The 26,723-nt window shown below is 70.0% G+C and carries 22 protein-coding genes; 13 read left to right on the top strand and 9 right to left on the bottom strand.

Going from position 1 to position 26,723, the window contains the following annotated elements; genetic code table 11:
- The first annotated feature begins 62 nt into the window (after positions 1-62).
- From ACQY0Z_RS07035 to trxA, 7 genes are all read left to right on the top strand, one after another.
- Complete coding sequence (locus tag ACQY0Z_RS07035) at positions 63-2,465, top strand: DUF6049 family protein (RefSeq protein ID WP_439811979.1); 2,403 nt, start codon at positions 63-65, stop codon at positions 2,463-2,465.
- A gap of 44 nt (positions 2,466-2,509) precedes the next feature.
- Entirely contained in the window at positions 2,510-4,825 is a 2,316-nt protein-coding gene (gene murJ / locus ACQY0Z_RS07030; RefSeq protein ID WP_189897092.1) for a murein biosynthesis integral membrane protein MurJ, read from the top strand.
- A gap of 142 nt (positions 4,826-4,967) precedes the next feature.
- Positions 4,968-6,668, top strand: a complete 1,701-nt coding sequence (locus ACQY0Z_RS07025; RefSeq protein WP_254585715.1) for a serine/threonine protein kinase — start codon at positions 4,968-4,970, stop codon at positions 6,666-6,668.
- A 28-nt stretch (positions 6,669-6,696) separates the two neighbouring features.
- Positions 6,697-7,422: an RNA polymerase sigma factor SigM gene (gene sigM, locus ACQY0Z_RS07020; RefSeq protein ID WP_189897089.1), complete on the top strand. Its 726-nt coding sequence runs from the start codon at positions 6,697-6,699 to the stop codon at positions 7,420-7,422.
- Complete coding sequence (locus ACQY0Z_RS07015) at positions 7,419-8,336, top strand: hypothetical protein (protein ID WP_439811978.1); 918 nt, start codon at positions 7,419-7,421, stop codon at positions 8,334-8,336. Before sigM ends, ACQY0Z_RS07015 begins: the two co-directional genes overlap by 4 nt.
- 195 nt (positions 8,337-8,531) lie before the next feature.
- Positions 8,532-9,500, top strand: a complete 969-nt coding sequence (gene trxB / locus ACQY0Z_RS07010; RefSeq protein ID WP_189897085.1) for a thioredoxin-disulfide reductase — start codon at positions 8,532-8,534, stop codon at positions 9,498-9,500.
- A 43-nt stretch (positions 9,501-9,543) separates the two neighbouring features.
- Positions 9,544-9,876, top strand: coding sequence for a thioredoxin (gene trxA, locus ACQY0Z_RS07005; protein WP_003991504.1), 333 nt, complete (start codon positions 9,544-9,546; stop codon positions 9,874-9,876).
- An 89-nt stretch (positions 9,877-9,965) separates the two neighbouring features.
- On the opposite strand, the gene ACQY0Z_RS07000 is transcribed toward trxA, so the two are convergent.
- The 9 genes from ACQY0Z_RS07000 to rpmH form a co-directional block, all read right to left on the bottom strand.
- Positions 9,966-10,583 (bottom strand): GNAT family N-acetyltransferase, encoded by a 618-nt coding sequence (locus tag ACQY0Z_RS07000; RefSeq protein ID WP_189897083.1) that lies wholly within the window; start codon positions 10,581-10,583, stop codon positions 9,966-9,968.
- 317 nt (positions 10,584-10,900) lie between these two features.
- The gene (locus ACQY0Z_RS06995; RefSeq protein WP_189897081.1) at positions 10,901-12,004 is read right to left on the bottom strand and encodes a ParB/RepB/Spo0J family partition protein; all 1,104 of its coding nucleotides are present in this window, start codon (positions 12,002-12,004) and stop codon (positions 10,901-10,903) included.
- A complete protein-coding gene (locus ACQY0Z_RS06990; protein ID WP_189897348.1) occupies positions 12,001-13,077 on the bottom strand; it encodes an AAA family ATPase in 1,077 nt (358 codons plus the stop codon). The genes ACQY0Z_RS06995 and ACQY0Z_RS06990 overlap by 4 nt, the downstream gene beginning before the upstream one ends.
- 368 nt (positions 13,078-13,445) lie before the next feature.
- Positions 13,446-14,165, bottom strand: coding sequence for a 16S rRNA (guanine(527)-N(7))-methyltransferase RsmG (rsmG, locus tag ACQY0Z_RS06985; RefSeq protein WP_189897080.1), 720 nt, complete (start codon positions 14,163-14,165; stop codon positions 13,446-13,448).
- Positions 14,166-14,286: 121 nt separating this feature from the next.
- Positions 14,287-14,799 (bottom strand): Jag family protein, encoded by a 513-nt coding sequence (locus tag ACQY0Z_RS06980; RefSeq protein WP_189897078.1) that lies wholly within the window; start codon positions 14,797-14,799, stop codon positions 14,287-14,289.
- A 15-nt stretch (positions 14,800-14,814) separates the two neighbouring features.
- Positions 14,815-16,086 (bottom strand): membrane protein insertase YidC, encoded by a 1,272-nt coding sequence (gene yidC, locus ACQY0Z_RS06975; RefSeq protein ID WP_137208684.1) that lies wholly within the window; start codon positions 16,084-16,086, stop codon positions 14,815-14,817.
- Positions 16,087-16,089: 3 nt separating this feature from the next.
- Positions 16,090-16,464: a membrane protein insertion efficiency factor YidD gene (gene yidD / locus ACQY0Z_RS06970; RefSeq protein ID WP_078504598.1), complete on the bottom strand. Its 375-nt coding sequence runs from the start codon at positions 16,462-16,464 to the stop codon at positions 16,090-16,092.
- Positions 16,461-16,832 (bottom strand): ribonuclease P protein component, encoded by a 372-nt coding sequence (gene rnpA, locus ACQY0Z_RS06965; RefSeq protein WP_137208685.1) that lies wholly within the window; start codon positions 16,830-16,832, stop codon positions 16,461-16,463. The genes yidD and rnpA overlap by 4 nt, the downstream gene beginning before the upstream one ends.
- 21 nt (positions 16,833-16,853) lie before the next feature.
- On the bottom strand, positions 16,854-16,991 hold the full coding sequence (gene rpmH, locus ACQY0Z_RS06960) for a 50S ribosomal protein L34 (RefSeq protein WP_003956500.1): 138 nt from the start codon (positions 16,989-16,991) through the stop codon (positions 16,854-16,856).
- A 117-nt stretch (positions 16,992-17,108) separates the two neighbouring features.
- Here rpmH and dnaA point away from each other — a divergent pair, with 117 nt between their 5' ends.
- From dnaA to gyrB, 6 genes are all read left to right on the top strand, one after another.
- Positions 17,109-19,364 (top strand): chromosomal replication initiator protein DnaA, encoded by a 2,256-nt coding sequence (gene dnaA, locus ACQY0Z_RS06955; protein ID WP_439811977.1) that lies wholly within the window; start codon positions 17,109-17,111, stop codon positions 19,362-19,364.
- Positions 19,365-20,305: 941 nt separating this feature from the next.
- Positions 20,306-21,436, top strand: coding sequence for a DNA polymerase III subunit beta (gene dnaN / locus ACQY0Z_RS06950; protein WP_028960852.1), 1,131 nt, complete (start codon positions 20,306-20,308; stop codon positions 21,434-21,436).
- Between the two features lie 144 nt (positions 21,437-21,580).
- A complete protein-coding gene (gnd, locus tag ACQY0Z_RS06945) occupies positions 21,581-22,456 on the top strand; it encodes a phosphogluconate dehydrogenase (NAD(+)-dependent, decarboxylating) (RefSeq protein WP_189897072.1) in 876 nt (291 codons plus the stop codon).
- 87 nt (positions 22,457-22,543) lie between these two features.
- Positions 22,544-23,665, top strand: a complete 1,122-nt coding sequence (gene recF / locus ACQY0Z_RS06940; protein ID WP_189897070.1) for a DNA replication/repair protein RecF — start codon at positions 22,544-22,546, stop codon at positions 23,663-23,665.
- Positions 23,662-24,204, top strand: coding sequence for a DUF721 domain-containing protein (locus tag ACQY0Z_RS06935; protein ID WP_439811976.1), 543 nt, complete (start codon positions 23,662-23,664; stop codon positions 24,202-24,204). The genes recF and ACQY0Z_RS06935 overlap by 4 nt, the downstream gene beginning before the upstream one ends.
- Before the next feature lie 433 nt (positions 24,205-24,637).
- Positions 24,638-26,695: a DNA topoisomerase (ATP-hydrolyzing) subunit B gene (gyrB, locus tag ACQY0Z_RS06930; RefSeq protein ID WP_189897067.1), complete on the top strand. Its 2,058-nt coding sequence runs from the start codon at positions 24,638-24,640 to the stop codon at positions 26,693-26,695.
- Positions 26,696-26,723: the final 28 nt, after the last annotated feature.

The raw sequence follows: 26,723 nt of genomic DNA, 5'->3' as shown, positions 1-26,723 counted from the left end.
CGTTACCATGCCTGGACGCACATTCCGACGACCACTGACGACGACAAGGGACGGGCGAGCGCGTGGCCGAGGCGGCAGACTTCCAGGGGACCAGTCCCTCACCTGCCCGCCGCTGGCTGCGGCGCACCGGTGCCGTGCTCGCCGGGACGCCCCTCCTGGCCGGGCTCCTCCAGCTTCCGGCGGGGTCTCCCGCGGAGGCCGCGGCCCAGGCCGCGCCGAAGGCCGCCTCCGACGAGGGTTCCGTGTCCGTCTCCGTGGACTCCCTCACACCCAGCGCCCCCTCCGAGGGCGACACCGTGACCGTCTCCGGGACGGTCACCAACAAGGGCAAGAAGGCCGTCACCGACGCCTCCGTCGGGCTGCGGGTGGGCTCCCTGCTGGACACCCGCTCGAGCATCGACACGGTCGCCAAGAACTCCGGTGACGTCGACAGCCCCGTCGGGGCGGAGATCGACGACAAGTACACCGAGAAGTTCTCCAAGCTCACCCCCGGCGTCTCGCAGCACTACACGATCTCGGTTCCGGCGGACGAGCTGGACCTGGGCAAGGACGGCGTCTACGACCTCTCCGTCACCCTCACCGGCGAGACCTCCGACCAGCCCTGGGAGCAGACGCTCGGCGTCCGCCACACGTTCCTGCCGTGGCAGCCGGACGAGCTGGACACCAAGACGAAGACCACCGTCATGTGGCCGCTGATCTCCACCGTCCACATGACGGCGGAGACCGGCTCCGACGAGGAGCAGACGCCCGTCTTCCACGACGACGAGCTCGCCGCGGAGATCTCCCCGGGCGGCCGGTTGGACCGGATGGTGGCCCTCGGCAAGGACCTCGACGTCACGTGGGTGATCGACCCCGACCTGCTCGCCTCCGTCGAGGCGATGACCACCCGCTACGAGATCCCCGGTGAGGACGCGGACGACAAGAACGCCGTCGGCGGCCACCAGGAGGTCGCCAAGCGGTGGCTCACCGAGGTGCAGAGGGCGGTGGCGGACAAGGAGGTCGTCGCGCTGCCGTTCGGCGACCCCGACCTCGCCTCGCTCGCCCACCACGGCACGTCGGTCACCGGCTCGCTGCGCCACCTCAAGGAGGCCACCGACGTCGCCGCCGGCACCGTCGAGTCGATCCTCCACGTCAAGCCCAGCACGGACTACGCATGGCCTGTCGAGGGCGCCGTCGACCCCTCCATCGTCAAGGTCTCCACCTCGGCCGGCGCCGACAAGCTGATCGTCCGCGGCGACACCTTCGAGACCGGCCACGACCTGACCTACACGCCCACCGCGCCCCGCCCCATCGGCGGCGGCACCACGGCCGTGGTCGCCGACGCACGGCTGTCCACCGTGTTCGAGGGCGACATGACGCGAGCCTCCTCCTCCACGCAGGCGGTGCAGCGCTTCCTGGCCCAGAGCCTCACCCTCGCCCAGCAGACGGACCGTCCGCGCAGCGTCGTGGTCGCCCCGCAGCGCACCCCGTCCGCCGCCCAGGCCCAGACGATGGCCGAGGCCGTCGGCGCCCTCCAGGACAGCACCTGGTCGCAGCCGCAGGACCTCACGGCGGCCGCGAAGTCCAAGCCGGACCCGGCCGCCGCCACCGAGGTACCCTCGGCGTCCGCGTACCCGAAGTCGCTGCGCAAGCAGGAGCTGCCGCGGTCGGCCTTCGAGCAGATCGCCAGGACGCAGGACAAGCTCGACCGCTTCAAGGTGATCCTCTCCGACCAGTCCCGCGTGGTGACGCCCTTCGGCCGCGCCCTCAACCGGGGCATGGCGGCGTCCTGGCGCGGACGGCCGGCCGAGGCGGCGATCTACCGCAGCGGCGTCGAGACGTACCTGGACACGCTGAGCGGCCAGGTCCGGCTGATCGAGAAGTCGGAGACCAAGCTCTCCGGCCGCAGCGCGACGATCCCCGTGACGGTCCAGAACAACCTGGTGCAGGGCGTCGAGCACCTGGTGCTCCGGCTCACCTCCACCAACCCGACCCGCCTGGAGATCGGCGGCAACGCCTACGAGGAGCAGCCCGTCGCCGTCTCCGGCGGCCACAGCCAGTCGGTGAAGTTCACCACGAACGCCAACGCCAACGGCCGGGCCACCGTGGTCGCCCAGCTGTACACGCAGGACGGCCGACCCTACGGTCAGCCCGTCACGTTCGACGTGAAGGTCACCGAGATCACCGCGACGGTGATGCTGGTCATCGGCGGCGGTGTGCTGCTGCTCGTCCTGGCCGGCTTCCGTATGTACACCCAGCGCAAGCGGACGGCGGGCCGCCAGGCCGAGAAGCGGGAGCAGGAGGACGCGGCGGACGAGGCGGACGCCGGCGACGCGCAGAACCCCGACGCCTCCGGGAGGCGTCCCACCGAGGAGTCCGCCCCGGACACCCGGGAGGACGCCCCGGAGCAGCCGAGTGACCCGGCCCCGGACACCGCTCCGGAAAGCGCCGACCCGTCCGGCACGGGTGAGAGAGTGGACCGTTGAGAAGGTCGTGGCCGGTGGGCCAGGGACGATGAGGTGGGGTAACCATGAACGCGCCGTACGACGGTGACCGCGGCGACGCCGCGGCCAACTCGGGCCATCCCGAGTCGGACCCCGCCGGGGGTCCGCCGCCCGGGCACGACCAGGCGTCACAGCCACCCGCCGACCCGTACGTCCAGGACGCCTACGCCCAGGACCCCTACCGGGCGCAGGACATCGACGCCCAGGACCCGGTCGCGGAGGCGCTCTACGACCGGTCGGCGCACCCGCCGCCCCCGCCCGGCGCGCAGCAGCCGCAGCAGCCCCTCTACGGGCAGCCGCCGCAGTCGCCGTACGCGCCCGACCCCCGGGTCTGGGCCAGGACGCCCGCCCCGGAGCCGGACGGCCCCACCCAGCACCTGCCGTACGGCGACGACCCGCGCACCACGCAGTACGTCGGTGTGGACGACCTCGTCGGCCAGGCGGGGGAGCAGCGCCACGAGCCGGACGCCTTCGCTCACCTCTTCCGCGACCAGCAGCAGAGCGGCGCCTTCCCCGACCAGCACGGCGGCCAGGCCCGTCCCCAGGGCGGCCCGCACCCCGGACAGCCGGCGGGCGGCCCGCCCCCGTACGCCTCCGCCCCGGTGCCCGGACCCGCGGCCCCGACGCCCGGCCACTACGCGGGCGCCACTCCGCCCCCCGCGGCGGAGCCGGCGGCCCCGGAACCCGCGTCCGCGCCCGCCCCGAAGAAGGGCGGCCGCGCCGGCGGCCTGCTGAAGTCCAGCGCCGTGATGGCGGCGGGCACGATGGTGTCCCGCCTCACGGGCTTCATCCGGTCCGCGCTGATCGTGTCGGCCCTGGGCCTCGGCCTGCTCGGCGACTCCTTCCAGGTCGCCTACCAGCTGCCGACGATGATCTACATCCTCACCGTCGGCGGCGGCCTCAACTCCGTCTTCGTGCCGCAGCTCGTGCGCGCCATGAAGGACGACGACGACGGCGGCGAGGCCTACGCCAACCGGCTGCTGACGCTGGTGATGGTGGCACTGGCGGTGCTCACCGCGGCCGCCTGGCTGGCCGCCCCGCTGCTGGTGCGTGCGCTGTCGAACCCCGTCGCCTCGGACCCCGCCGCCAACGACGTCGCGGTCACCTTCACCCGGTACTTCCTGCCCTCGATCTTCTTCATGGGCGTGCATGTGGTGATGGGTCAGATCCTCAACGCGCGCGGCCGGTTCGGCGCGATGATGTGGACCCCGGTCCTGAACAACATCGTCATCATCGTCACGCTCGGCACGTTCATCTGGGTCTACGGCACCGCCGCGGATTCGAAGATGCAGGTCTCGAACATCCCGCCGGAGGGTCTGCGGCTCCTCGGCATCGGCGTGCTGCTGGGTCTCGTGGTGCAGGCGCTCGCGATGATCCCGTACCTGCGGGAGACCGGCTTCCGCATGCGGCTGCGCTTCGACTGGAAGGGCCACGGCCTCGGCAAGGCGGCGATGCTCGCCAAGTGGACCATCCTGTTCGTCCTCGCCAACCAGGCGGGCGCGCTGGTCGTCACCCAGCTGTCCACCGCCGCGGGCCTGGACTCGGACGTCGAGGGCACCGGTTTCGCCGCCTACGCCAACGCCCAGCTGATCTGGGGTCTGCCGCAGGCCATCATCACCGTGTCCCTGATGGCCGCCCTGCTGCCGCGCATCTCCCGGTCGGCGGCGGAGGACGACGCGGGCGCCGTCCGCGACGACATCTCCCAGGGCCTGCGCACCACCGCCGTCGCGATCGTGCCCATCGCCTTCGGCTTCCTCGCACTCGGGATCCCGATGTGCACCCTGATCTTCGGGTCCTCGGGCACCAGCGAGGCAACCAACATGGGCTACATGCTGATGGCGTTCGGCCTCGGCCTGATCCCCTACTCCGTGCAGTACGTGGTCCTGCGCGCCTTCTACGCGTACGAGGACACCCGGACCCCCTTCTACAACACGGTCATCGTGGCCGCCGCGAACGCGGTCGCCTCCGGCCTCTGCTTCGTGGTGCTGCCGGCCCGCTGGGCCGTCGTCGGCATGGCCGCCTCGTACGGCGTCGCCTACGCCCTCGGGGTCGGCGTCGCCTGGCGCCGGCTGCGCAAGCGGCTGGGCGGCGACCTGGACGGCTCCCGGGTGCTGCGGACCTACGCCCGCCTGTGCATCGCGTCCGTCCCGGCCGCCCTGCTCAGCGGCGCGGCCTGTTACGGCATCAGCAACGCGCTGGGCCAGGAGGTCCTCGGCTCGTTCGCCGCGCTGCTCGGCGGCGGGGCCGTCCTGCTGGGCGTCTTCTACGTCGCCGCGCGCCGGATGCGCATCGAGGAGGTCAACTCACTGGTCGGTATGGTCCGGGGACGCCTGGGACGCTGAGGCAGGGGGTAGGCGCACAACCATCATCCGCCCCCGTGTGTCGTGCATAGCGGCGGACTGTGGGCACAATTGGGTTCGGCGTCGGACTGCGCGCGACGGACGCCGGGCCGACGCGCAACGGATGGGGAGGCAGGGAACGACGGTGGCGGAACGGAGCACAGCTGCCGTCGACGTGGCAGACAACAGCGGCGAGCAGTCGCTGACCGCGGAGGCGGACCAGTCCACGGCCGACGGGGTGGCCAAGAACCGGGAGCGGGACACGGACAACGACGAGGCACAGGAGAGCACCGGGACCGAGGGTCCCGCGACGACCTCGCCGCCGGAGCTGCACAGCGGCCACAAACTGGCCAGACGCTACCGTCTCGAGGAATGCGTCACCCGTCTGGACGGGTTCAGCAGTTGGCGTGCCGTGGACGAGAAGCTCCGCCGTGCCGTCGGCGTGCACGTCCTGCCCGCGGACCACTCGCGCGCCCGGTCCGTGCTGGCGGCGGCCCGCTCCTCGGCCCTGCTGGGCGATCCGCGCTTCGTCCAGGTCCTCGACGCCGTCGAGGAGAACGACCTCGTCTACGTCGTCCACGAATGGCTGCCCGACGCGACCGAGCTGACCACCCTCCTCGCCTCCGGGCCGCTGGAGGTGTACGACGCCTACCAGATGGTCAGTCAGGTCTCGAGCGCCATGGCGGCGGCCCACCGTGAGGGCCTCGCCCATCTCCGCCTCAACCCCAACGCCGTGCTGCGCACCTCGACCGGCCAGTGGCGCATCCGCGGTCTCGCCGTCAACGCCGCGCTCCGCGGGGCCGCCTCGGACACACCGCAGCGCACGGACACCGAGTCGATCGGCGCCCTGCTGTACGCGGCGCTGACCCAGCGCTGGCCGTACGAGAACGACGCCTACGGGATGTCAGGTCTGCCGAAGGACATCGGTCTGATCCCTCCCGACCAGGTCCGGGCCGGCGTCCACCGCGGTCTGTCCGAACTGGCCATGCGCGCCCTCGCCAACGACGGCGCCACCGCCTCCCGCCACGAGTCGCCGTGCACCACTCCCGAGGAGCTGGTGAAGGCGATCGGCGAGATGCCCCGCATCCGTCCGCCGGAGCCCGCCTTCACCGCCCCGCCGGACTACCAGCGCACCACGTACCAGCAGGGCTCCTACGGGCGCCCCGCCGCTTCTCCCCGTGTCACCCAGCCCACGCCGGTGCCGCCTCCGCCGCTGCAGAGCCGCACCGGCAAGGCGCTGAAGTGGGCCGTGTCGGCGCTGCTGATCGCCGCGCTGGGTCTGGGCAGTTGGCAGCTCGCGGACGCGCTCATGGACCAGGGCGGCAAGGGCGACGACACCACCAACACCCAGACGACGGACGGCGACGACAAGAACGCACCGAAGCCGGTGCGCGGAAAGCCGATCGCCATCTCGGAGCTGCACGACTTCGACCCGTTCGGCGCGGACGGGTCCGAGTACCCGGAGAACCTGCCCAAGATCCTGGACGGCGATCCGAAGAGCTACTGGCAGACCAGCTACTACGCGAGCTCCGACTTCGGCCGGCTGAAGCCGGGCGTGGGCGTCGTCGTCGACCTCGGCAAGGCCCAGGAGGTCGGCAAGGTCGACGTCACCTTCATCGGCAGCACGTCCGTCGAGCTGCGTGCGGCACCCGGGGACGCGGAGTCCCGGCCGACCTCCTTCGACTCGTACGACAAGGTCGCCGAGGGCTCGGGCACCACGGTCTCCCTCGCGCCCAAGGACACGGTGAAGACCCGCTACCTCCTGGTCTGGCTGACCGAGCTGCCCATGCAGGCCGACGACGGCCAGTGGCGTGGCCGGGTCGCGGACATCAAGGTGACCAGCTGAGGCCGGCTGCGTCGAGGGAGGGGATCCGATGGCGGACGGTGCCGCATACGACGGAGTGAGCGATCAGGAACTGCTCACCCGGCACGTCGAGGGCGACGCCGACGCCTTCGGCGAGATCGTGCGGCGGCACCGCGACCGGCTCTGGGCCGTGGCCCTCCGGACGCTGGGGGACCGCGAGGAAGCCGCTGACGCCGTCCAGGACGCCCTTGTCTCCGCCTATCGGGCCGCCCATACCTTCCGCGGCCAGTCGGCCGTCACGACGTGGCTGCACCGCATCACGGTGAACGCCTGCCTGGACCGCGCCCGCAAGGCCGCCTCCCGGAAGACCGCGCCGGTCGACGACACCGAGCGTCTGGAGCAACTGCTCGAGCCGCACGAGTCGGCCTCGGCTCCCGCGGAGCGCAACGATCTGCACCGGCAACTGATCGAGGCGATGGGCACCCTCCCGCCCGACCAGCGGGCCGCGCTCGTCCTGGTGGACATGCAGGGCTATCCGGTCGCCGAGGCGGCCCGCATCCTCGACGTGCCCACCGGCACGGTCAAGAGCCGGTGTGCCCGCGGACGCGCGAGACTCCTGCCCCTGCTCACCCACCTGCGCCCGGGAGGCACGGGTGAGGAGGAGCACAGAGGTGGGGGACGGAACCGGAAAGGGGGGACATCCGTCCCACCCGCAGCGGGTCCACGGCGACCGGACCCACCCGACACAGGATCGAACGACCCGGCTGCAGTGAAGGGCGGAGGTGGGCGAGCGTGACGTCGACGACCGACAAGGCGGAACACCCGGACGTCGCGGAGATCTCCGACCTCACCGAAGGTCTCCTCCCGGCGGACCGCAGGGACGACATCCAAAGGCATGTGGACCGGTGCGAGCTCTGCGCCGACGTCCACGCCTCCCTGGAGGAGATCCGGGGACTCCTCGGCACGGTTCCCGGTCCGCCGCGTATGCCGGCGGACGTCGCGGGACGCATCGACGCGGCGCTGGCCGCCGAGGCCCTTCTGCACGCCACGGCACCCGCGACCGACGACGAGGACGAGACCGCCACCGCCACAGCAGCGACGGCCGACGGCGAACCACTCCATGTTCCACGTGAAACATCGGCGCCCTCGTCCGACCGTCCCGCCGGCCGCCCTCGCTCTTCGACCACAGGGCCGGGCCGCAAGCCGCGCCTGCGGATTAGGAGCCGCAGGGCCGTCCTGGGGGCCGCGTTCGCCGTGGCCGCTCTCGGTCTCGGCTCCGTGGTGCTGTCGTCGCTGAACGGCGGCGGAGGCCCGGACGACGAGCAGCGGACGACGACCGCGGCGGACACCTTCTCCGAGGGCAAGCTGGAGGAGAAGGTCGACAATCTCCTCGCACGCAGCCCCGGGCAGAACAAGGGAGCCCGCTCCCCCCACACCTTCGGCACGGAGCCGGAGTCCTCCGGAGCGAAACCCAGGGTGCTGACAAAGCCCGAGGTGCCGCAGTGCGTCCAGGAGGGCATCGGCCGCAACGACACCGCGCTAGCCACCGAGCAGGGTGTCTACGAGGGCAAGGCCGCGCTGCTGGTCGTGCTGCCCGACGCCTCGGACGCCACGCGCGTGACCGCCTACATCGTCGACGCGACCTGCGTGGAGAACACCTCTCCGTCCACCACCGCGAAGGTGCTGCTGGAGCAGTCCTACGCGCGCTGACCGCAGACGCGTGGTCTTGGCTCTGCGTGGTATCCCGTACGGTGTGTGGCCCCGGCGTGCCCGCCGGAGCACCCTCCGCGTGTGCCCGGGCACGGCGGGAATGCGGGCCCCTTAGGATCCGTTGGGTGGGGTGAGAGTTCCGAAAGAAGCTCCCACCGGTCGAACGACGCCAGACCAGAGACGAGGAATTCAGCCGTGAGCGACGTCCGTAACGTGATCATCATCGGCTCGGGGCCCGCCGGCTACACGGCGGCGCTCTACACCGCCCGTGCGTCGCTGAAGCCCCTCGTGTTCGAGGGCGCTGTCACCGCCGGCGGTGCGCTGATGAACACCACCGAGGTGGAGAACTTCCCCGGTTTCCAGGACGGCATCATGGGCCCGGAGCTCATGGACAACATGCGGGCCCAGGCGGAGCGCTTCGGCGCCGAGCTCGTTCCGGACGACGTCGTGGCTGTCGACCTGACCGGTGAGATCAAGACCGTCACGGACACCGCCGGCACGGTGCACAAGGCGAAGGCCGTGATCGTGACGACCGGTTCGCAGCACCGCAAGCTCGGGCTGCCGAACGAGGACGCCCTCTCGGGCCGCGGTGTCTCGTGGTGCGCCACGTGTGACGGCTTCTTCTTCAAGGACCAGGACATCGCCGTCATCGGCGGCGGTGACACCGCCATGGAGGAGGCGACCTTCCTGTCGCGCTTCGCCAAGTCGGTGACGATCGTCCACCGCCGTGACACCCTGCGCGCCTCCAAGGCGATGCAGGAGCGCGCCTTCGCCGATCCGAAGATCTCGTTCGTCTGGGACAGTGAGATCGCGGAGATTCTGGGCGACCAGAAGCTCTCGGGGCTGAAGCTGCGCAACGTCAAGACGGGTGAACTCTCCGACCTGGCGGTGACCGGCCTGTTCATCGCGATCGGTCACGACCCGCGGACCGAGCTCTTCAAGGGCCAGCTCGAGCTGGACGAGGAGGGCTACCTGAAGGTCGACGCACCCTCGACGCGCACCAACGTCACGGGCGTCTTCGCGGCTGGTGACGTGGTGGACCACACCTACCGCCAGGCGATCACCGCGGCCGGTACCGGCTGTTCGGCAGCCCTCGACGCGGAGCGCTTCCTCGCCGCTCTCGCCGACGAGGACAAGGCCGAGCCCGAGAAGACCACTGTCTGACCTGACCCCCTCTCCCCACGCACCAACGATTAAGGAGCCCGCTGTGGCCGGCACCCTGAAGAACGTGACCGACGACTCCTTCGAGCAGGACGTCCTGAAGAGCGACAAGCCTGTCCTGGTGGACTTCTGGGCCGCCTGGTGCGGTCCGTGCCGTCAGATCGCCCCGTCCCTCGAGGCCATCGCCGCCGAGTACGGCGACAAGATCGAGGTCGTCAAGCTGAACATCGACGAGAACCCGGGCACGGCCGCCAAGTACGGCGTCATGTCCATCCCGACCCTGAACGTGTACCAGGGTGGCGAGGTCGCCAAGACCATCGTCGGTGCCAAGCCGAAGGCCGCGATCGTCCGCGACCTTGAGGACTTCATCGCCGAATAAGGCGGTGAGCCGCCTTCACGGCGGTGCATGTTTCACGTGAAACACGAATGGGCCGGCCCTCTTGGGTCGGCCCATTCGTGTGAGCGGGATCAGAGCGGCCGCAGGGCCGGTTCCTTCTGCACGGCCCCCAGCAGCCGGTCGAGCGCCATCTCCACGTCTTCCTTCCAGGAGAGCGTCGACCTCAGCTCCAGACGCAGCCGGGGGTAGGCAGGGTGCTGGCGGACGGTCTTGAAGCCCACGGCAAGCAGATGGTCTGCGGGAAGCACACACGCCGGTTCCTTCCACCGGGCGTCGCCGAAGGCTTCGATCGCCTTGAACCCGCGGCGCAGCAGATCCTTCGCCACCGTCTGCACCATCACGCGGCCGAGCCCCTGCCCCTGGTAGTCGGGCAGGATGAAGGCGGTCATCAACTGGACCGCGTCGGGGGACACCGGGCTGGTGGGGAACGCCATGGAGCGCGGCACATAGGCCGGGGGCGCGTAGAGGACGTAGCCGACGGGGACCTCGTCCACGTAGACGACGCGTCCGCAGGAGCCCCAGTCGAGCAGGACCGCCGAGATCCAGGACTCCTTCTCCAGCGCCGCGCTGCCCGCCTTTACCGCTGCTTCGCCGCTGACGGGGTCGAGCTCCCAGAAGACGCACGACCGGCAGCGCTGGGGAAGGTCCGGAAGGTTGTCCAGCGTGAGCGGTACGAGCCGACGGCCCATGAAGGCTGTTCCTCGCTTCCTTCGCCCGCTGCCGCCCGGGCGGCGGTCAGAGCACTCCGTTCCCTGAGCAGGCTGCCGATGAAGCCGCTGACGACACCCACCCCCAGCCCCGCGCTCATCAGTCCGGTGCGGCTCGTCATTCGCATGGCCCCTGCCTAGCTCTCAGAGGTGTTGCCGGGTGGATGCGCCATATACGAACGCATCGTATCCATGAAGCGATTCCCCCGATACCGACACAAGGCAAAGGGCGGACCGTGTTCCGGTAGGTACCGGACACGGTCCGCCCTGGCGGCTTTCAGGCCGAGCGGAGCGATTCCTCAGGAATCGGTCTCCTCGGTCTCGTCGTCCTCGTCCACGAGGCTCTTCTGGAGCACCGGGCCCTCTCCCGGGGCGAGGGTGCCGAGGATGCGCTCCAGGTCCTCCATCGAGGCGAACTCGACAGTGATCTTGCCCTTCTTCTGACCCAGGTCGACCTTCACCCGCGTCTCGAAGCGGTCCGAGAGTCGCGTCGCCAGCTCGGACAGGGCCGGGGAGACCCGGGCGCCCGCGCGCGGCCCCTTGGAGCGCTGGGCCTTCTGCGGCCGCGAACCCATCAGGGTCACGATCTCTTCGACGGCCCGCACCGAGAGGCCCTCGGCCACGATGCGGTGGGCCAGCCGGTCCTGCTCCTCGGAGTCCTCGACGGAGAGCAGCGCGCGGGCATGCCCGGCGGACAGCACTCCGGCGGCCACACGACGCTGCACGGTCGGGGACAGCTTCAGCAGACGGAGGGTGTTGGACACCTGCGGCCGGGACCGGCCGATGCGATCGGCCAGCTGGTCGTGCGTGCAGTTGAAGTCCTTGAGCAGCTGGTCGTAGGCGGCTGCCTCTTCCAGCGGGTTCAGCTGCGCACGGTGCAGGTTCTCCAGCAGCGCGTCCAGGAGGAGCTTCTCGTCATCCGTGGCGCGCACGATCGCCGGGATGGCCTCCAGGCCGGCCTCGCGGCAGGCACGCCACCGGCGCTCACCCATGATGAGCTCGTAGCGGCCACCGCCCACCTGTCGCACGACGACCGGCTGGAGCAGACCCACCTCCTTGATGGAGGTGATCAGCTCGGCCAGGGCGTCCTCGTCGAAGACCTCACGGGGCTGCCGCGGGTTCGGCGTGATGGAGTCGAGGGGGATCTCGGCGAAGTGGGCGCCCATCGGCGCGGCAGGCACCGAAGGGGTCGTCGCTGCCGTGTCTTCGGTTTCACGTGAAACAGCGGCCAGAGTGGCGACCTTCGCGGCCGCCACTCCGCGCTCGTTCGGCAGCACCGGGACCGCTGCGGGCGACGGGGAGGCCGTCCCGCCCAGTGCGGCCGGCGGCACCGTCTTCTCTGTCGGGGCAGCGGGGATCAGTGCTCCGAGCCCACGACCCAGCCCCCTCCGTCGCTCACTCACTGCACGCCCTCCACCATGTTCGGATCAGTCTGCTGTGCGCCGATGTGCGCCTGCGACGCGTCGTACCGGACGCCGACGCCCCTCAGTGCGATCTCGCGTGCCGCCTCGAAGTACGAGAGAGCACCGCTCGATCCAGGATCGTAAGTCAGCACCGTCTGTCCGTAGCTCGGCGCCTCGGAGATACGGACGGAGCGGGGGATGCTGGTGCGCAGCACCTCGTCGCCGAAGTGGGTGCGCACCTCCTCGGCAACCTGGGAGGCGAGCCGCGTCCGGCCGTCGTACATGGTGAGCAGGATCGTCGAGACGTGCAGGGCCGGGTTGAGGTGGCCCCGCACCAGGTCGACGTTCCGCAGCAGCTGCCCAAGCCCCTCCAGCGCGTAGTACTCGCACTGGATCGGGATGAGCACCTCCTGGCCGGCCACGAGCGCGTTGACCGTGAGGAGGCCGAGCGACGGCGGGCAGTCGATGAGGATGTAGTCCAGCGGCTGCTCGTAGGCCTGGATGGCCCGCTGCAGCCGGCTCTCCCGCGCCACCAGCGACACCAGCTCGATCTCCGCACCGGCGAGATCGATGGTGGCGGGGGCGCAGAAAAGGCCCTCGACATCGGGGACGGGCTGAACGACCTCGGACAGAGGCTTGCTCTCCACCAGCACGTCGTAGATGGAGGGCACCTCGGCGTGGTGGTCGATCCCCAGGGCGGTGGACGCGTTGCCCTGTGGGTCGAGGTCGATCACCAGGACGCGGGCGCCATGCAGAGCGAGCGAGGCGGCCAGGTTGACGGTGGTCGTCGTCTTCCCGACGCCGCCCTTTTGGTTGGCGACCACGATGACGCGGGTCTGCTCGGGTCGCGGCAGTCCCTCACCGGCACGGCCCAGAGCCTCCACCGCCAGTTGGGCAGCGCGACCGATGGGAGTGTCGTCCATCGGAGGCGGTGTTTCACGTGAAACATCCGCCCCCATCGATTCGGTACGGGGACCGGGGACCGGATCGGTCATCGGTCCCGCGATGTTGGCGTCGGACCGCAAGGATTCACTCTCCTCGACTTCAGGCTCGCAATGAACAGAGCCTCCCATGCCGTCGGGGTCGCGAACCAGTGAGGCCTGACGTTCTGTGGAGAAATCCACCTCTGTGGACATCTCCGTGCCCCGTGAGGGGGGAGGTGACTCGCGTGGAGCGGAGCTCTCGCCGAGGGAGCCCAGAGGCTTCCGTTCACGAGGTTCGGCCGCAGCGCGGCCCCGACTGATGATGCCGTGCAGCAGTGAGCGACGTTTCACGTGAAACACGATGCACAGCGGCGGAGGCGGCGCTGGCGCGACACTCCGGCATGTGTGGCTGAGGCAGCTTGTGTGGAGTACGCCCGGCCTCGAGGACCGGGCGCGTCGTCCCGACGTATGTCTTCGCCGCACGGGACCCCTCGCGCTCCACCGCGAGGGAGAGACAGCTATCCGCGCCGGCGCCGTGCTCGTCCGGTGCGGGCGGCCTTGGCGCGCTTGGCGGCGAAGCGGACCCCTCCGGGGCTCTCCCCGACCTCGACCCGCACCACCGTGGACAGGGGGTCCACGACGCCCTCACCCACGTGGACGATCGACGTGGTGACGGCGCCGAGTTTGGTCAGGGCGGTGGCGGCGCTCTTCAGCTCCTCCTCCGCGGTGTCACCCTTGAGCGCGAGCATCTCGCCGTACGGCCGCAGCAGGGGGATGCCCCAGGTGGCCAGACGGTCGAGCGGCGCGACGGCGCGGGCGGTGACCACATGTACGGGAGGCAGCTTGCCCATGACCTCCTCGGCGCGTCCCCGCACGACCGTCACATGATCCAGGCCGAGCAGTTCCACGACCTCGGTCAGGAAGTTGGTGCGGCGGAGCAGCGGCTCCAGCAGAGTGATCTTCAGGTCCTCCCGGACCAGCGCCAGCGGGATGCCCGGCAGACCGGCCCCCGAGCCGACGTCGCACACGGTGACGCCCTCGGGCACGACCTCCGAGAGCACCGCGCAGTTCAGCAGATGCCGCTCCCACAGGCGGGGCACCTCGCGCGGCCCGATCAGACCGCGCTGCACGCCCGCCTCGGCGAGCAGTTCGGCGTACCGGACCGCGTCCGCGAAGCGTTCACCGAACACCTCACGGGCCTGCTCGGGCGCGGGGGGAAGCTCCGCTGCCTCCGTCACGGGGGACCGTCCTTCCGTACCGTGCCGGCGCGGGGCGCCGACACCAGAACCAGAACTACCAGGCTGACAAAGAGCGGCCCCGCCTGCGCAACAGACGGGGCCGGTGGAACGGTGGAGCCGCTCAGGCGGGAAGCACGACGACGAAGCGCTGCGGCTCCTCGCCCTCGGACTCGCTGCGCAGGCCGGCCGTCTTGACCGCGTCGTGCACGACCTTGCGCTCGAACGGGGTCATCGGGTCGAGCCGCACGGGCTGTCCGCTGCTCTTGGCCTCGGCCGCGGCCTTGGCGCCGAGGTCGGCGAGCTCGGTGCGCTTGCGGGCGCGATAGCCGGCGATGTCGAGCATCAGACGGCTGCGGTCGCCGGTCTCCCGGTGGACCGCGAGGCGCGTGAGCTCCTGGAGAGCCTCCAGTACCTCGCCGTCACGGCCCACGAGCTTCTGCAGATCGCGGCTGCCCGTGTCACTGATGATCGAGACAGAGGCGCGGTCGGCCTCGACGTCCATGTCGATGTCGCCGTCGAGATCGGCGATGTCGAGCAGACCCTCAAGGTAGTCCGCCGCGATCTCGCCCTCCTGCTCGAGGCGGGTCAGGGTGTCTGCGCCCTCGGCAGCGGCCGCGGTGGTGCCTTCCGTCACGGGATGGACTCCTTCTTACTTCTTCGACGGGGACTTGGGCCGCTGCGGGCCCTTGCGCTGTCCGGACTGGGCCCTGCTGCGCGTGGAGCCGTTGCCGGCGGGCTTGGCGTTGCCCTTGCCGCCGGTGGGCTTGGCGTCCTGCGGGTCGTCGGCCTTGGTCAGCGAGGTGGGTTCGCCCGCCGGCTTGGCCGCGCCGGGGTTGTGGCGCTTGGACTTGGGCTGCCGCTTGGGCTGCTGCCGCTTGGGGGCGGCGGTGGCGGTCGTCGTACCACCCTCGGCCTGGGCGGCGGCACTGCTCTCGCTCTTGATCACGGTGCCGTCGGACTGGGCGGCGAGACCCGCCTTGTTCAGGCCGTTGATGAACTTGCGCTCGTACTCGTTGCGGTCGCGGCCCTTCGCGACAATCGCCTTGACGATGGCGCGCTCCCGGCGGTTGCGGGTCTTGCCGTGCTTGGCGACGTGCTTGGAGAGGCGATCCAGGTAGGCGGCCTGGGCCTTGGAACCCGGCGTCGGGTTGTTGTGGATGACATACATCTGCTGGCCCATGGTCCACACGTTGGTGGTCAGCCAGTAGACGAGGACACCGACGGGGAAGTTGATGCCGAAGACCGCGAAGATGACGGGGAAGACGTACATCAGCATCTTCTGCTGCTGCATGAACGGCGTCTTCACCGTGGTGTCGACGTTCTTCGTCATCAGCTGGCGCTGCGTGTAGAACTGCGACAGCGACATCAGGACGATCATGATCGCCGTGACGACGCGCACGTCGGTCAGCGACGAGTTGAGCGCCTCGACCTTCTCGGGGCTGTCCGTGAACTTCGCGGCGAGCGGGGCGCCGAAGATGTGGGCCTTCTGGGCGCTCTCCAGCAGCCGCTCGTTGATCACGCCGATGGTGTCGTTCGACGCGATGCTGTTGAGCACGTGGTACAGGGCGAAGAAGAACGGCGACTGCGCCAGGATGGGAAGGCACGAGGAGAGCGGGTTGGTGCCCGTCTCCTTGTAGAGCTTCATCATCTCTTCGGACTGGCGCTGCTTGTCGTTCTTGTAGCGCTCCTGGATCTTCTTCATCTCCGGCTGGAGCGTCTGCATGGCGCGCGTCGCCTTGATCTGCTTCACGAAGAGCGGGATCAGGCAGATGCGGATGAGAATCACCAGGGACACGATGGACAGGCCCCAGGCCCATCCTGTGTCAGGCCCGAAGAGGGAGCCGTACACGCTGTGGAACTGGACGATGACCCAGGAGACAGGTGTCGTGATGAAGCTGAAGAGGCTGGCAATCGTGTCCACTAATCATGCTCCTTGGGCATGGGACGGGGTCTCTGCGGCCGGGCCCGACGGACTCGTAGGACTTGTGGGAGAAGCCTGTCCCTCGGTGGCCGGTTCGGCGGCGGAGGTCCCGCCCTTGCGTGCACGCCAGGCGTTACGCAGCATTTCGTGCCACCGCGGGCGCTTACGCGGCGGGACATGATCCACACCGCCCAGCGACCACGGATTGCACCGCAGGATGCGCCAGGCCGTGAGTGCTGTTCCCTTGACGGCACCGTGCCGGTCGATGGCCGTGTAGCCGTAGTGGGAGCACGACGGGTAGTACTTGCACACCGGGCCCAGCAGTGGACTGATCGTCCACTGGTAGAGCTTGATCAGTGCCAGCAGCGGGTACTTCATCGCGCGCCCCCTCCCAGCAGCCGCTGCAGAGCGGCGTCCAGGTCTCGGGCCAGCTGTGCGTGGTCGGCGTCGCCCGCGGGGGGCAGCGCTCGTACCACTACCAGGCTACCGGGGGGCAGCTGGTCGATCCGCTCGCGCATCAGATGGCGAAGCCTCCGCTTCACCTTGTTGCGCGCCACCGCTCCGCCCACGGCCTTGCTCACGACGAAACCCGCACGCGCCGGGGGAGCGCTCTCCCCAGGCGCATGCGGGTCCGTTGCACCGCTACGAAGATGGACGACGAGGTGCTGGCGCCCGGCCCGGCGTCCTCGTCGTACCGCGGTCGCGAAGTCCTCGCGCCGCCTCAGCCGGTTCTCGGTGGGCAGCACGACGTCATGACCTGATCGGGATCAGGCGGACAGACGGGCGCGACCCTTGCTGCGGCGGGACGCGAGAATCGCGCGGCCGGCACGGGTGCGCATACGCAGCCGGAAGCCGTGGGTCTTGGCGCGACGACGGTTGTTCGGCTGGAAGGTGCGCTTGCTCACTCGGGGGCTCCAGAAAGAATCGGTGTTTGCGGGGTGCCGTCCTGGCTGTCACCGTGCGCCCACGAGTAGCTCGCGTTACGCCCGAGTGCACCGCTGACCGATCATCTTGCGCGATCTGTGCCCATCGGAGGCAGGCGGCAGCAGCCATCGACAACTCGACCTGGTTACGGTACGCGCGGCTGCGCCATTCGGTCAAACCGGCGGTCGCCGGGAGACACTTGTCCACAGCCTGGGGACAACAACTTGAACCGTACCGGTCGCGCTGACTACCGTGACTGGACTCCGATTCGTTCCCTTGACCCTTCACCACCCGATTTACATCCCGACCCGTCCCCCGGATCACACGATCGAGGGACCTGTGAGAGAGCGTGCCCTGTGGCTGACGTACCTGCCGATCTTGCCGCAGTGTGGCCACGCGTACTGGAGCAACTGCTCGGCGAGGGCCGTGGCCAAGGTGTCGAGAGCAAGGACGAACACTGGATCCGGCGCTGCCAGCCGCTGGCCCTGGTCGCCGACACCGCGCTGCTCGCCGTGCCGAACGAGTTCGCCAAGGGCGTGCTCGAGGGCCGGCTGGCCCCGGTCGTCAGCGAGAGCCTGAGCCGCGAGTGCGGCCGCCCGATCCGCATCGCGATCACGGTCGACGAGACCGCCGGCGAGCCGCCGGCCACTCCCGCGCCCGCTCCCCGTCCGCAGCCGCGCTACGAGGAGCCGGAGCTGCCCTCCGCGCACCAGGAGCGTCCGGAGCACCAGGACCACCGCGGGCGTCCGGACCACCGCGAGCGCCCGGACCATCGCGACCGCCAGGAGCGCGAGCCGTACCAGGACCGTGAGCCGTACGGCGGATACGACCGCCGCCGCGGCGACCAGCAGGGCCGTCCGGACGACCAGCTGCCCTCGGCGCGTCCCGCCTACCCGTCGGAGTACCAGCGCCCCGAGCCCGGCTCCTGGCCGCGTCCCTCGCAGGACGACTACGGCTGGCAGCAGCAGCGGCTCGGCTTCCCCGACCGCGATCCGTACGCCTCGCCGTCCCAGGACGCCTACGGCGCGCAGGACCCGTACGGCAGCAAGGATTCGTACGGCTCGGACTCCTACGGGGGTCCGTCGTCCCAGGACTACCGTCCCCAGCCTGTGGAGCGCCCGTCCTACGACCAGCGCTCCGACTACGAGGCGTCCCGCGGCGACTACGACCAGCGCGACGACCGCCGCCGCGACCTGCCCGAGCCGCCGCCCGGCTCGGGGCACGTGCACCGCGGCGGCCCGGTCGGCCCGAACCTGCCGACGACCGGCGCGCCCGGCCCGCTGGCGGCGCAGCCGGCCCCGGCGACGGGTCCCGGCGAGCCGACCGCCCGGCTGAACCCGAAGTACCTCTTCGACACGTTCGTCATCGGCGCGTCCAACCGCTTCGCGCACGCGGCCGCGGTGGCCGTCGCGGAGGCGCCGGCGAAGGCGTACAACCCCCTGTTCATCTACGGGGAGTCGGGCCTCGGCAAGACGCATCTGCTGCACGCCATCGGGCACTACGCGCGGAGCCTCTACCCGGGCACGCGCGTGCGGTACGTGAGCTCCGAGGAGTTCACCAACGAGTTCATCAACTCCATCCGCGACGGCAAGGGCGACAGCTTCCGCAAGCGCTACCGCGAGATGGACATCCTGCTCGTCGACGACATCCAGTTCCTGGCGGACAAGGAGTCGACGCAGGAGGAGTTCTTCCACACCTTCAACACGCTCCACAACGCCAACAAGCAGATCGTGCTGTCCTCCGACCGGCCGCCCAAGCAGCTGGTGACGCTGGAGGACCGGCTGCGGAACCGTTTCGAGTGGGGCCTGATCACCGACGTCCAGCCGCCGGAGCTGGAGACGCGCATCGCGATCCTGCGCAAGAAGGCGGTGCAGGAGCAGCTCAACGCCCCGCCGGAGGTGCTGGAGTTCATCGCCTCCCGGATCTCGCGCAACATCCGCGAGCTGGAAGGCGCGCTGATCCGGGTGACGGCCTTCGCGTCGCTCAACCGGCAGCCGGTGGACCTGGGGCTCACGGAGATCGTCCTCAAGGACCTGATGCCCGGGGGCGACGACTCGGCCCCGGAGATCACCTCGACGGCCATCATGAGCGCGACCGCCGACTACTTCGGGCTCACCGTCGAGGACCTGTGCGGCACCTCGCGCGGACGCGCGCTGGTGACCGCCCGGCAGATCGCGATGTACCTGTGCCGCGAGCTGACGGACCTGTCGCTGCCGAAGATCGGCGCGCTGTTCGGCGGCCGGGACCACACCACGGTGATGCACGCCGACCGGAAGATCCGCAATCTGATGGCCGAGCGGCGGTCCATCTACAACCAGGTCACCGAGCTGACCAACCGCATCAAGGCCGGCTGACGGCCCGCACGCACCCCTGAGGGCGCCCTCGGAGAGATCCGGGGGCGCCCTTCTTCGTGTTCCGGACGTCCCTGCTTCGTGTCGCAGACGGCCTTCTTCGCGCTCCGGACCCCCGGCGGGCGACGACGGACGTCCACACCGCGACGCCGGCCCCGCGCGCTGTTCGATTTCCGCCACGGGTTACGGCCTTCCTCCACAGATTCGGCGACTTTTTTCCGTCCACACGCTGGGGACCGGAAAGTTGTCCCGACACCGTCCACAACCGCCCCTGGTGAGAAGCTGTCTGCGCAGGTCACCTGCCTGTGGATCCGTGGACGAACGATCTCCACAGACTGTGGACGACGGGATGATCCACAGGCTGTGCATCAAGTTGTCCACGGGCTTCCCACAGGCTGAGGCCGGTTGTCCCCAGTGACCGGCCGCTTCTCCACATGGCTGTCCACTGTTCGGCAACGCGACGCGCCCTCTCACCGCCCCGAGTGAAAGGCGTCACACCGAGGTGCCGGAGGGGGCTGTGGGAAAGGACCTCAAACCTGGGGACGTGTCTGGGGAGAACTCGGCCTCCCCTGTGCACGGGATGTGCAGAACTTTCCGTTCTCCACAGCAGGGCCCGGTTGTCCACCGCCCCCACCCACAGGACCCGTGGACAAAAAACCGGCCTTGAGCTGCGAAAACGAGGTTATCCACGGTATCCACAGGCCCTACTACTACTCCCGACTAGAGAGAGCGAGGAATTCGTTTCGAAGGGGGCCCTGTGCACAACTCGCTGTCCCGGCCTCGACTGCCACTCGTCACGACTTGACCCCGACGGGCACCTACTGTCAGTGCGGTGCGTCAGACTGGACCCCGGTGTCCTTCCCCTCCGAGGGGCCGACGACACCGAGTCAGACGACGAAGCCAGGCAGGGCGAGAAGCGCCGGCAACAGCAGGAGGCGGCAACAGTGAAGATCCGGGTGGAACGCGACGTACTCGCGGAGGCAGTGGCCTGGGCGGCTCGCAGCCTCCCGGCCCGTCCGCCGGCGCCTGTCCTCGCCGGCCTGCTGCTCAAGGCCGACGACGGCCAGCTGAGCCTGTCCAGCTTCGACTACGAGGTCTCCGCGCGCGTGTCGGTCGAGGCCGAGGTCGAGGAGGAGGGCACGGTCCTGGTCTCCGGCCGCCTGCTCGCCGACATCTCCCGCGCCCTTCCCAACCGTCCGGTGGAGATCTCCACGGACGGTGTGCGGGCGACGGTGGTTTGCGGCTCCTCGCGGTTCACACTCCACACACTGCCTGTGGAGGAGTACCCGGCCCTGCCCCAGATGCCGAACGCGACGGGCACGGTCCCCGGCGAGGTCTTCGCCTCCGCCGTGCAGCAGGTCGCCATCGCGGCCGGCCGTGACGACACGCTGCCCGTCCTCACCGGTGTGCGCATCGAGATCGAGGGCGACACGGTGACGCTGGCCTCCACCGACCGCTATCGCTTCGCGGTCCGCGAGTTCCTGTGGAAGCCGGAGAACCCGGAGGCGTCCGCGGTCGCCCTGGTGCCCGCCAAGACCCTGCTGGACACGGCCAAGGCGCTGACCAGTGGCGACCAGGTCACCCTGGCGCTGTCCGGCTCCGGCGCCGGTGAGGGCCTGATCGGCTTCGAGGGCGCCGGCCGCCGCACCACCACGCGTCTGCTGGAGGGCGACCTCCCGAAGTACCGCACGCTGTTCCCGACGGAGTTCAACAGCGTCGCCGTGATCGAGACCGCCCCCTTCGTGGAGGCCGTGAAGCGCGTGGCCCTGGTCGCCGAGCGCAACACCCCGGTGCGGCTGAGCTTCGAGCAGGGCGTGCTGATCCTGGAGGCCGGTTCCAGCGACGACGCACAGGCTGTGGAAAGGGTCGACGCCCAGCTCGAGGGCGACGACATCTCCATCGCCTTCAACCCGACGTTCCTGCTGGACGGCCTGAGCGCCATCGACTCCCCGGTGGCCCAGCTGTCGTTCACCACGTCCACCAAGCCGGCGCTGCTCAGCGGCCGCCCGGCGATGGACGCGGAGGCGGACGAGGCCTACAAGTACCTGATCATGCCGGTGCGGCTCAGCGGCTGATCCGTGGCCCGCGGCGAAGCCGCAGGTGGGGACGGGCGTGTGAGCGCGTATGCCCACAGATGTGCGCGAGCGTCCGGGTTTAGGCTCGGACGCCGGTACGACAAGTGCCGGCACGTCCCGTCGCAACCTTAAGGAACACATCTGATGGAGCTCGGTCTCGTCGGTCTCGGCAAGATGGGCGGCAACATGCGCGAGCGGCTGCGCCGCGCGGGCCACACCGTCGTCGGTTACGACCGCAACCCGGACCTCGCCGACGTCCACAGCCTGCGAGAGCTTGTGGACAAGCTCAGCGGGCCCCGCGTGGTGTGGGTGATGGTCCCGGCCGGTGCGGCGACCCAGTCCACCGTCGACGAGCTGGCCGAGCTGCTGGAGCCCGGCGACGTCGTCGTGGACGGCGGCAACTCCCGCTGGACCGACGACGAGAAGCACGCCGCGGAGCTGGCGGCCAAGGGCATCGGCTTCGTCGACTGCGGCGTCTCCGGCGGCGTCTGGGGCCTGGAGAACGGCTACGCGCTGATGTACGGCGGCTCCAAGGAGGACGTCGCCAAGGTGCAGCCGATATTCGACGCCCTCAAGCCGGAGGGCGACTTCGGCTCGGTGCACGCCGGCAAGGTCGGCGCGGGCCACTTCGCGAAGATGGTCCACAACGGCATCGAGTACGCCATGATGCAGGCCTACGCCGAGGGCTGGGAGCTGCTGGAGAAGGTCGACTCGGTGACCGACGTCCGGGAGGTGTTCCGCTCCTGGCAGGAGGGCACCGTCATCCGCTCCTGGCTGCTCGACCTGGCGGTCAACGCCCTCGACGAGGACGAGCACCTGGACGAGCTCCGGGGTTATGCACAGGACTCCGGTGAGGGACGCTGGACTGTGGAGGCCGCCATCGACAACGCGGTCCCGCTGCCGGCGATCACCGCCTCGCTGTTCGCGCGGTTCGCCTCGCGCCAGGAGGACTCGCCGCAGATGAAGATGATCGCGGCGCTGCGGAACCAGTTCGGCGGCCACGCGGTCGAGAAGAAGTAGTCCACAGGGACGTCATCCGTCCACGGGACCGATGTCCACAGGACCGCGCGGCGGTCCACAACGCCGGAGGAGGTCGGCGGAACGACCATGCACGTCACGCATCTGTCGCTGGCCGACTTCCGCTCCTACCCCCGGGTCGAGGTCCCGCTCGACCCCGGGGTCACGGCCTTCGTCGGTCCCAACGGGCAGGGCAAGACGAACCTCGTCGAGGCGGTCGGCTACCTCGCCACCCTCGGCAGCCACCGGGTGTCCTCGGACGCTCCGCTGGTGCGCATGGGAGCCGACCGCGCGATCGTCAGGGCCCAGGTCCGCCAGGGCGACCGGCAGCAGCTGGTCGAGCTGGAGCTCAACCCGGGACGTGCCAACCGCGCCCGCATCAACCGGTCCTCGCAGGTGAGGCCGCGTGACGTGCTGGGCATCGTGCGGACGGTGCTGTTCGCGCCCGAGGACCTGGCACTGGTCAAGGGCGATCCGGGTGAGCGCCGGCGCTTCCTGGACGAGCTGATCACGGCGCGCTCCCCGCGCATGGCGGGCGTGCGCTCCGACTACGACCGGGTGCTCAAGCAGCGCAACACGCTGCTGAAGTCGGCGGCGCTGGCCCGCAGGCACGGCGGCCGCACCCTGGACCTGTCCACGCTCGACGTGTGGGACCAGCACCTCGCCCGCGCGGGCGCCGAGCTGCTGGCGCAGCGCCTGGACCTGCTGGCCGCGCTGCAGCCGCTGGCCGACAAGGCGTACGAGCAGCTGGCGCCCGGCGGAGGTCCGGTGGCGCTGGAGTACAAGCCGTCGGCGCCCGGCGAGGCGCACACCCGGGAGGATCTCTTCGAGCAGCTGATCGCCGCGCTCGCGGAGGTCCGCAAGCAGGAGATCGAGCGCGGGGTCACCCTGGTCGGCCCGCACCGCGACGACCTGCTGCTCAAGCTGGGCCAGATGCCCGCCAAGGGCTACGCGTCGCACGGCGAGTCCTGGTCGTACGCGCTGGCGCTGCGGCTGGCCTCCTACGACCTGCTGCGGGCCGAGGGCAACGAGCCGGTGCTGGTGCTCGACGACGTCTTCGCGGAGCTGGACGCGCGCCGCCGGGAGCGACTGGCCGAACTGGTGGCCCCCGGTGAGCAGGTGCTGGTGACGGCCGCCGTCGACGACGACGTGCCGCACGTGCTGGCGGGCGCGCGGTTCGCCGTGTCCGAGGGGACGGTGGAGCGCGCGTGAGTGGACAGCAGCCGCCCGCGGGCGGCACCGGCAAGGAACCTGAGCCCTCGGGCGTCGACCTGGCGCGGGTGGCGCTGCGTGCGGCCCGGGAGGCGGCACGCGCGCGTGGCGACGCGGCGCAGCAGAAGAAGCAGGCGCGGCGCGGGGGCCTGCGCTCCGGCGCGCGGGGCGACCGGCGCGATCCGATGGCGCTGGGCGCGGCGATCAACCGGCTGCTGACCGAGCGCGGCTGGGAGGCCCCGGCGGCGGTCGGCGGGGTGATGGGGCGCTGGTCGGAGATCGTCGGCGAGGACGTCGCCAAGCACTGCGAGCCGGAGCGCTACGACGAGGACGAGCGCGTGCTGGTGGTGCGCTGCGACTCGACGGCCTGGGCGACCAATCTGCGGCTGCTGGCGCCGACGCTGGTGGCCCGTCTCAACGACGACCTCGGGCACGGCACCGTGCGGCTGATCAAGGTCGTCGGACCCACCGGTCCGGCCCGCCGTTACGGCCCGCTGAGGGCCCCCGGCAGCACCGGTCCGGGCGACACGTACGGGTGATCCGGGGCTTTTTCCGCCTCGCCGCGCACACGTGAGAGACATCACATCCGGGTGTCCGAGCACCGCGTTCGCGGGCCGGATGCCCGCTTCGCCGTGCCGTCGGACGCGGTCGCGAATCGCCACCTGACTCCTAAGTAGCCAAGGGTTGACGGCCGGAAGCGCTGAGTGCCCTCGTGGGGCCTCTGGAGCCCCCATCCGCATATCGGGAGTCGGGCGAGGCCGTTTCCGGGCGGCACATGCGGACTCAGTGGCCCGCAAACCCCCATCGATGTCAGCGCTACCGGTAGACTGGAAGACAATCCCGCCCCGATCGTGGGGACCGCCCGGGAAGACGCTGAGCAACGCTGATCAAGGCTTACCAACGCAACATGCCGCAGCCGCTCCGGCAACCTGCCGACGAGCCCGGCTCGTGCTGTGCCAGAAAGGGCGCTTCGTGGCCGATTCCGGCAACCCCAACGAGAACATCCCGTCCACCGACACCGCCGCCGGCGACGCGGCAGGCTCCCCGACCGGAGACGCCACGTCGTACGACGCGAGTGCCATCACCGTCCTCGAGGGCCTGGACGCGGTCCGCAAGCGCCCCGGCATGTACATCGGGTCGACGGGCGAGCGGGGCCTGCACCACCTGGTGCAGGAGGTCGTCGACAACTCGGTCGACGAGGCGCTGGCCGGTTACGCGGACACCATCGACGTGACGATCCTGGCCGACGGCGGCGTCCGCGTCGTCGACAACGGCCGTGGCATCCCCGTGGGCATCGTCCCCTCCGAGGGCAAGCCCGCCGTCGAGGTGGTCCTGACCGTGCTGCACGCGGGCGGCAAGTTCGGCGGCGGCGGTTACGCGGTCTCCGGCGGTCTGCACGGCGTGGGCGTGTCCGTGGTCAACGCGCTGTCGACGCGCGTCGCCGTCGAGGTGAAGACCGACGGCTACCGCTGGACGCAGGAGTACAAGCTGGGCGTGCCCACCGCGCCCCTGCAGCGGCACGAGCCGACGGAGGAGACGGGCACGTCGGTCACCTTCTGGGCCGACCCCGACATCTTCGAGACCACGGACTACTCGTTCGAGACGCTCTCCCGGCGCTTCCAGGAGATGGCGTTCCTGAACAAGGGCCTGCGGATCAACCTCACCGACGAGCGTGAGTCGGCGAAGGCGACCGCCGGCGCGGACGAGGCAGGCGAGGACGAGAAGCACGAGGTCAAGAGCGTCTCGTACCACTACGAGGGCGGCATCGTCGACTTCGTGAAATACCTCAACTCCCGCAAGGGCGAGGTGATCCACCCCACCGTCATCGACCTCGAGGCGGAGGACAAGGAGCGGCACCTGTCGCTCGAGGTCGCCATGCAGTGGAACAGCGGCTACACGGAGGGCGTGTACTCGTTCGCCAACATCATCCACACCCACGAGGGCGGTACGCACGAGGAGGGCTTCCGTGCGGCGCTGACCTCGCTGATCAACAAGTACGCGCGCGACAAGAAGCTGCTCCGCGAGAAGGACGACAACCTCACCGGTGACGACATCCGCGAGGGTCTGACCGCGATCATCTCGGTCAAGCTGAGCGAGCCGCAGTTCGAGGGCCAGACCAAGACCAAGCTGGGCAACACCGAGGTGAAGACCTTCGTGCAGAAGGTCGTCTACGAGCACCTCGCCGACTGGCTGGACCGCAACCCGAACGAGGCCGCGGACATCGTCCGCAAGGGCATCGCGGCGGCCACCGCGCGCGTGGCGGCCCGTAAGGCGCGCGACCTGACGCGCCGCAAGGGCCTGCTGGAGTCGGCGTCGCTGCCGGGCAAGCTGTCCGACTGCCAGTCGAACGACCCGACCAAGTGCGAGATCTTCATCGTCGAGGGTGACTCCGCCGGCGGCTCGGCCAAGTCCGGCCGTAACCCCGAGTACCAGGCGATCCTCCCGATCCGAGGAAAGATCCTCAACGTCGAGAAGGCGCGCATCGACCGGATCCTGCAGAACCAGGAGATCCAGGCGATGATCTCCGCGTTCGGCACCGGCGTGCACGAGGACTTCGACATCGAGAAGCTCCGCTATCACAAGATCATCCTGATGGCGGACGCCGACGTCGACGGCCAGCACATCAACACCCTGCTGCTGACGTTCCTGTTCCGCTTCATGCGGCCGCTCGTCGAGGCCGGGCACGTGTTCCTCTCCCGTCCCCCGCTCTACAAGATCAAGTGGGGCAAGGACGACTTCGAGTACGCGTACTCCGACCGCGAGCGCGACGCGCTGATCGAGATGGGCCGCAACGCCGGCAAGCGCATCCGTGAGGACTCCGTCCAGCGCTTCAAGGGCCTCGGTGAGATGAACGCCGAGGAACTGCGCATCACCACGATGGACCAGGAGCACCGGGTCCTCGGCCAGGTCACCCTGGACGACGCCGCCCAGGCCGACGACCTCTTCTCCGTCCTGATGGGCGAGGACGTCGAGGCCCGCCGCGCGTTCATCCAGCGCAACGCCAAGGACGTCCGCTTCCTCGACATCTGAGTCGGTCTCAGCTGACCGCACCAGGAAG

It is taken from the genome of Streptomyces sp. P9-2 (genome assembly GCF_051903975.1).
GTDB lineage: Bacteria > Actinomycetota > Actinomycetes > Streptomycetales > Streptomycetaceae > Streptomyces > Streptomyces cellulosae.
Note: the sequence above shows the minus strand (reverse complement) of the source record. Positions and strands in the feature narration are given on the sequence as shown.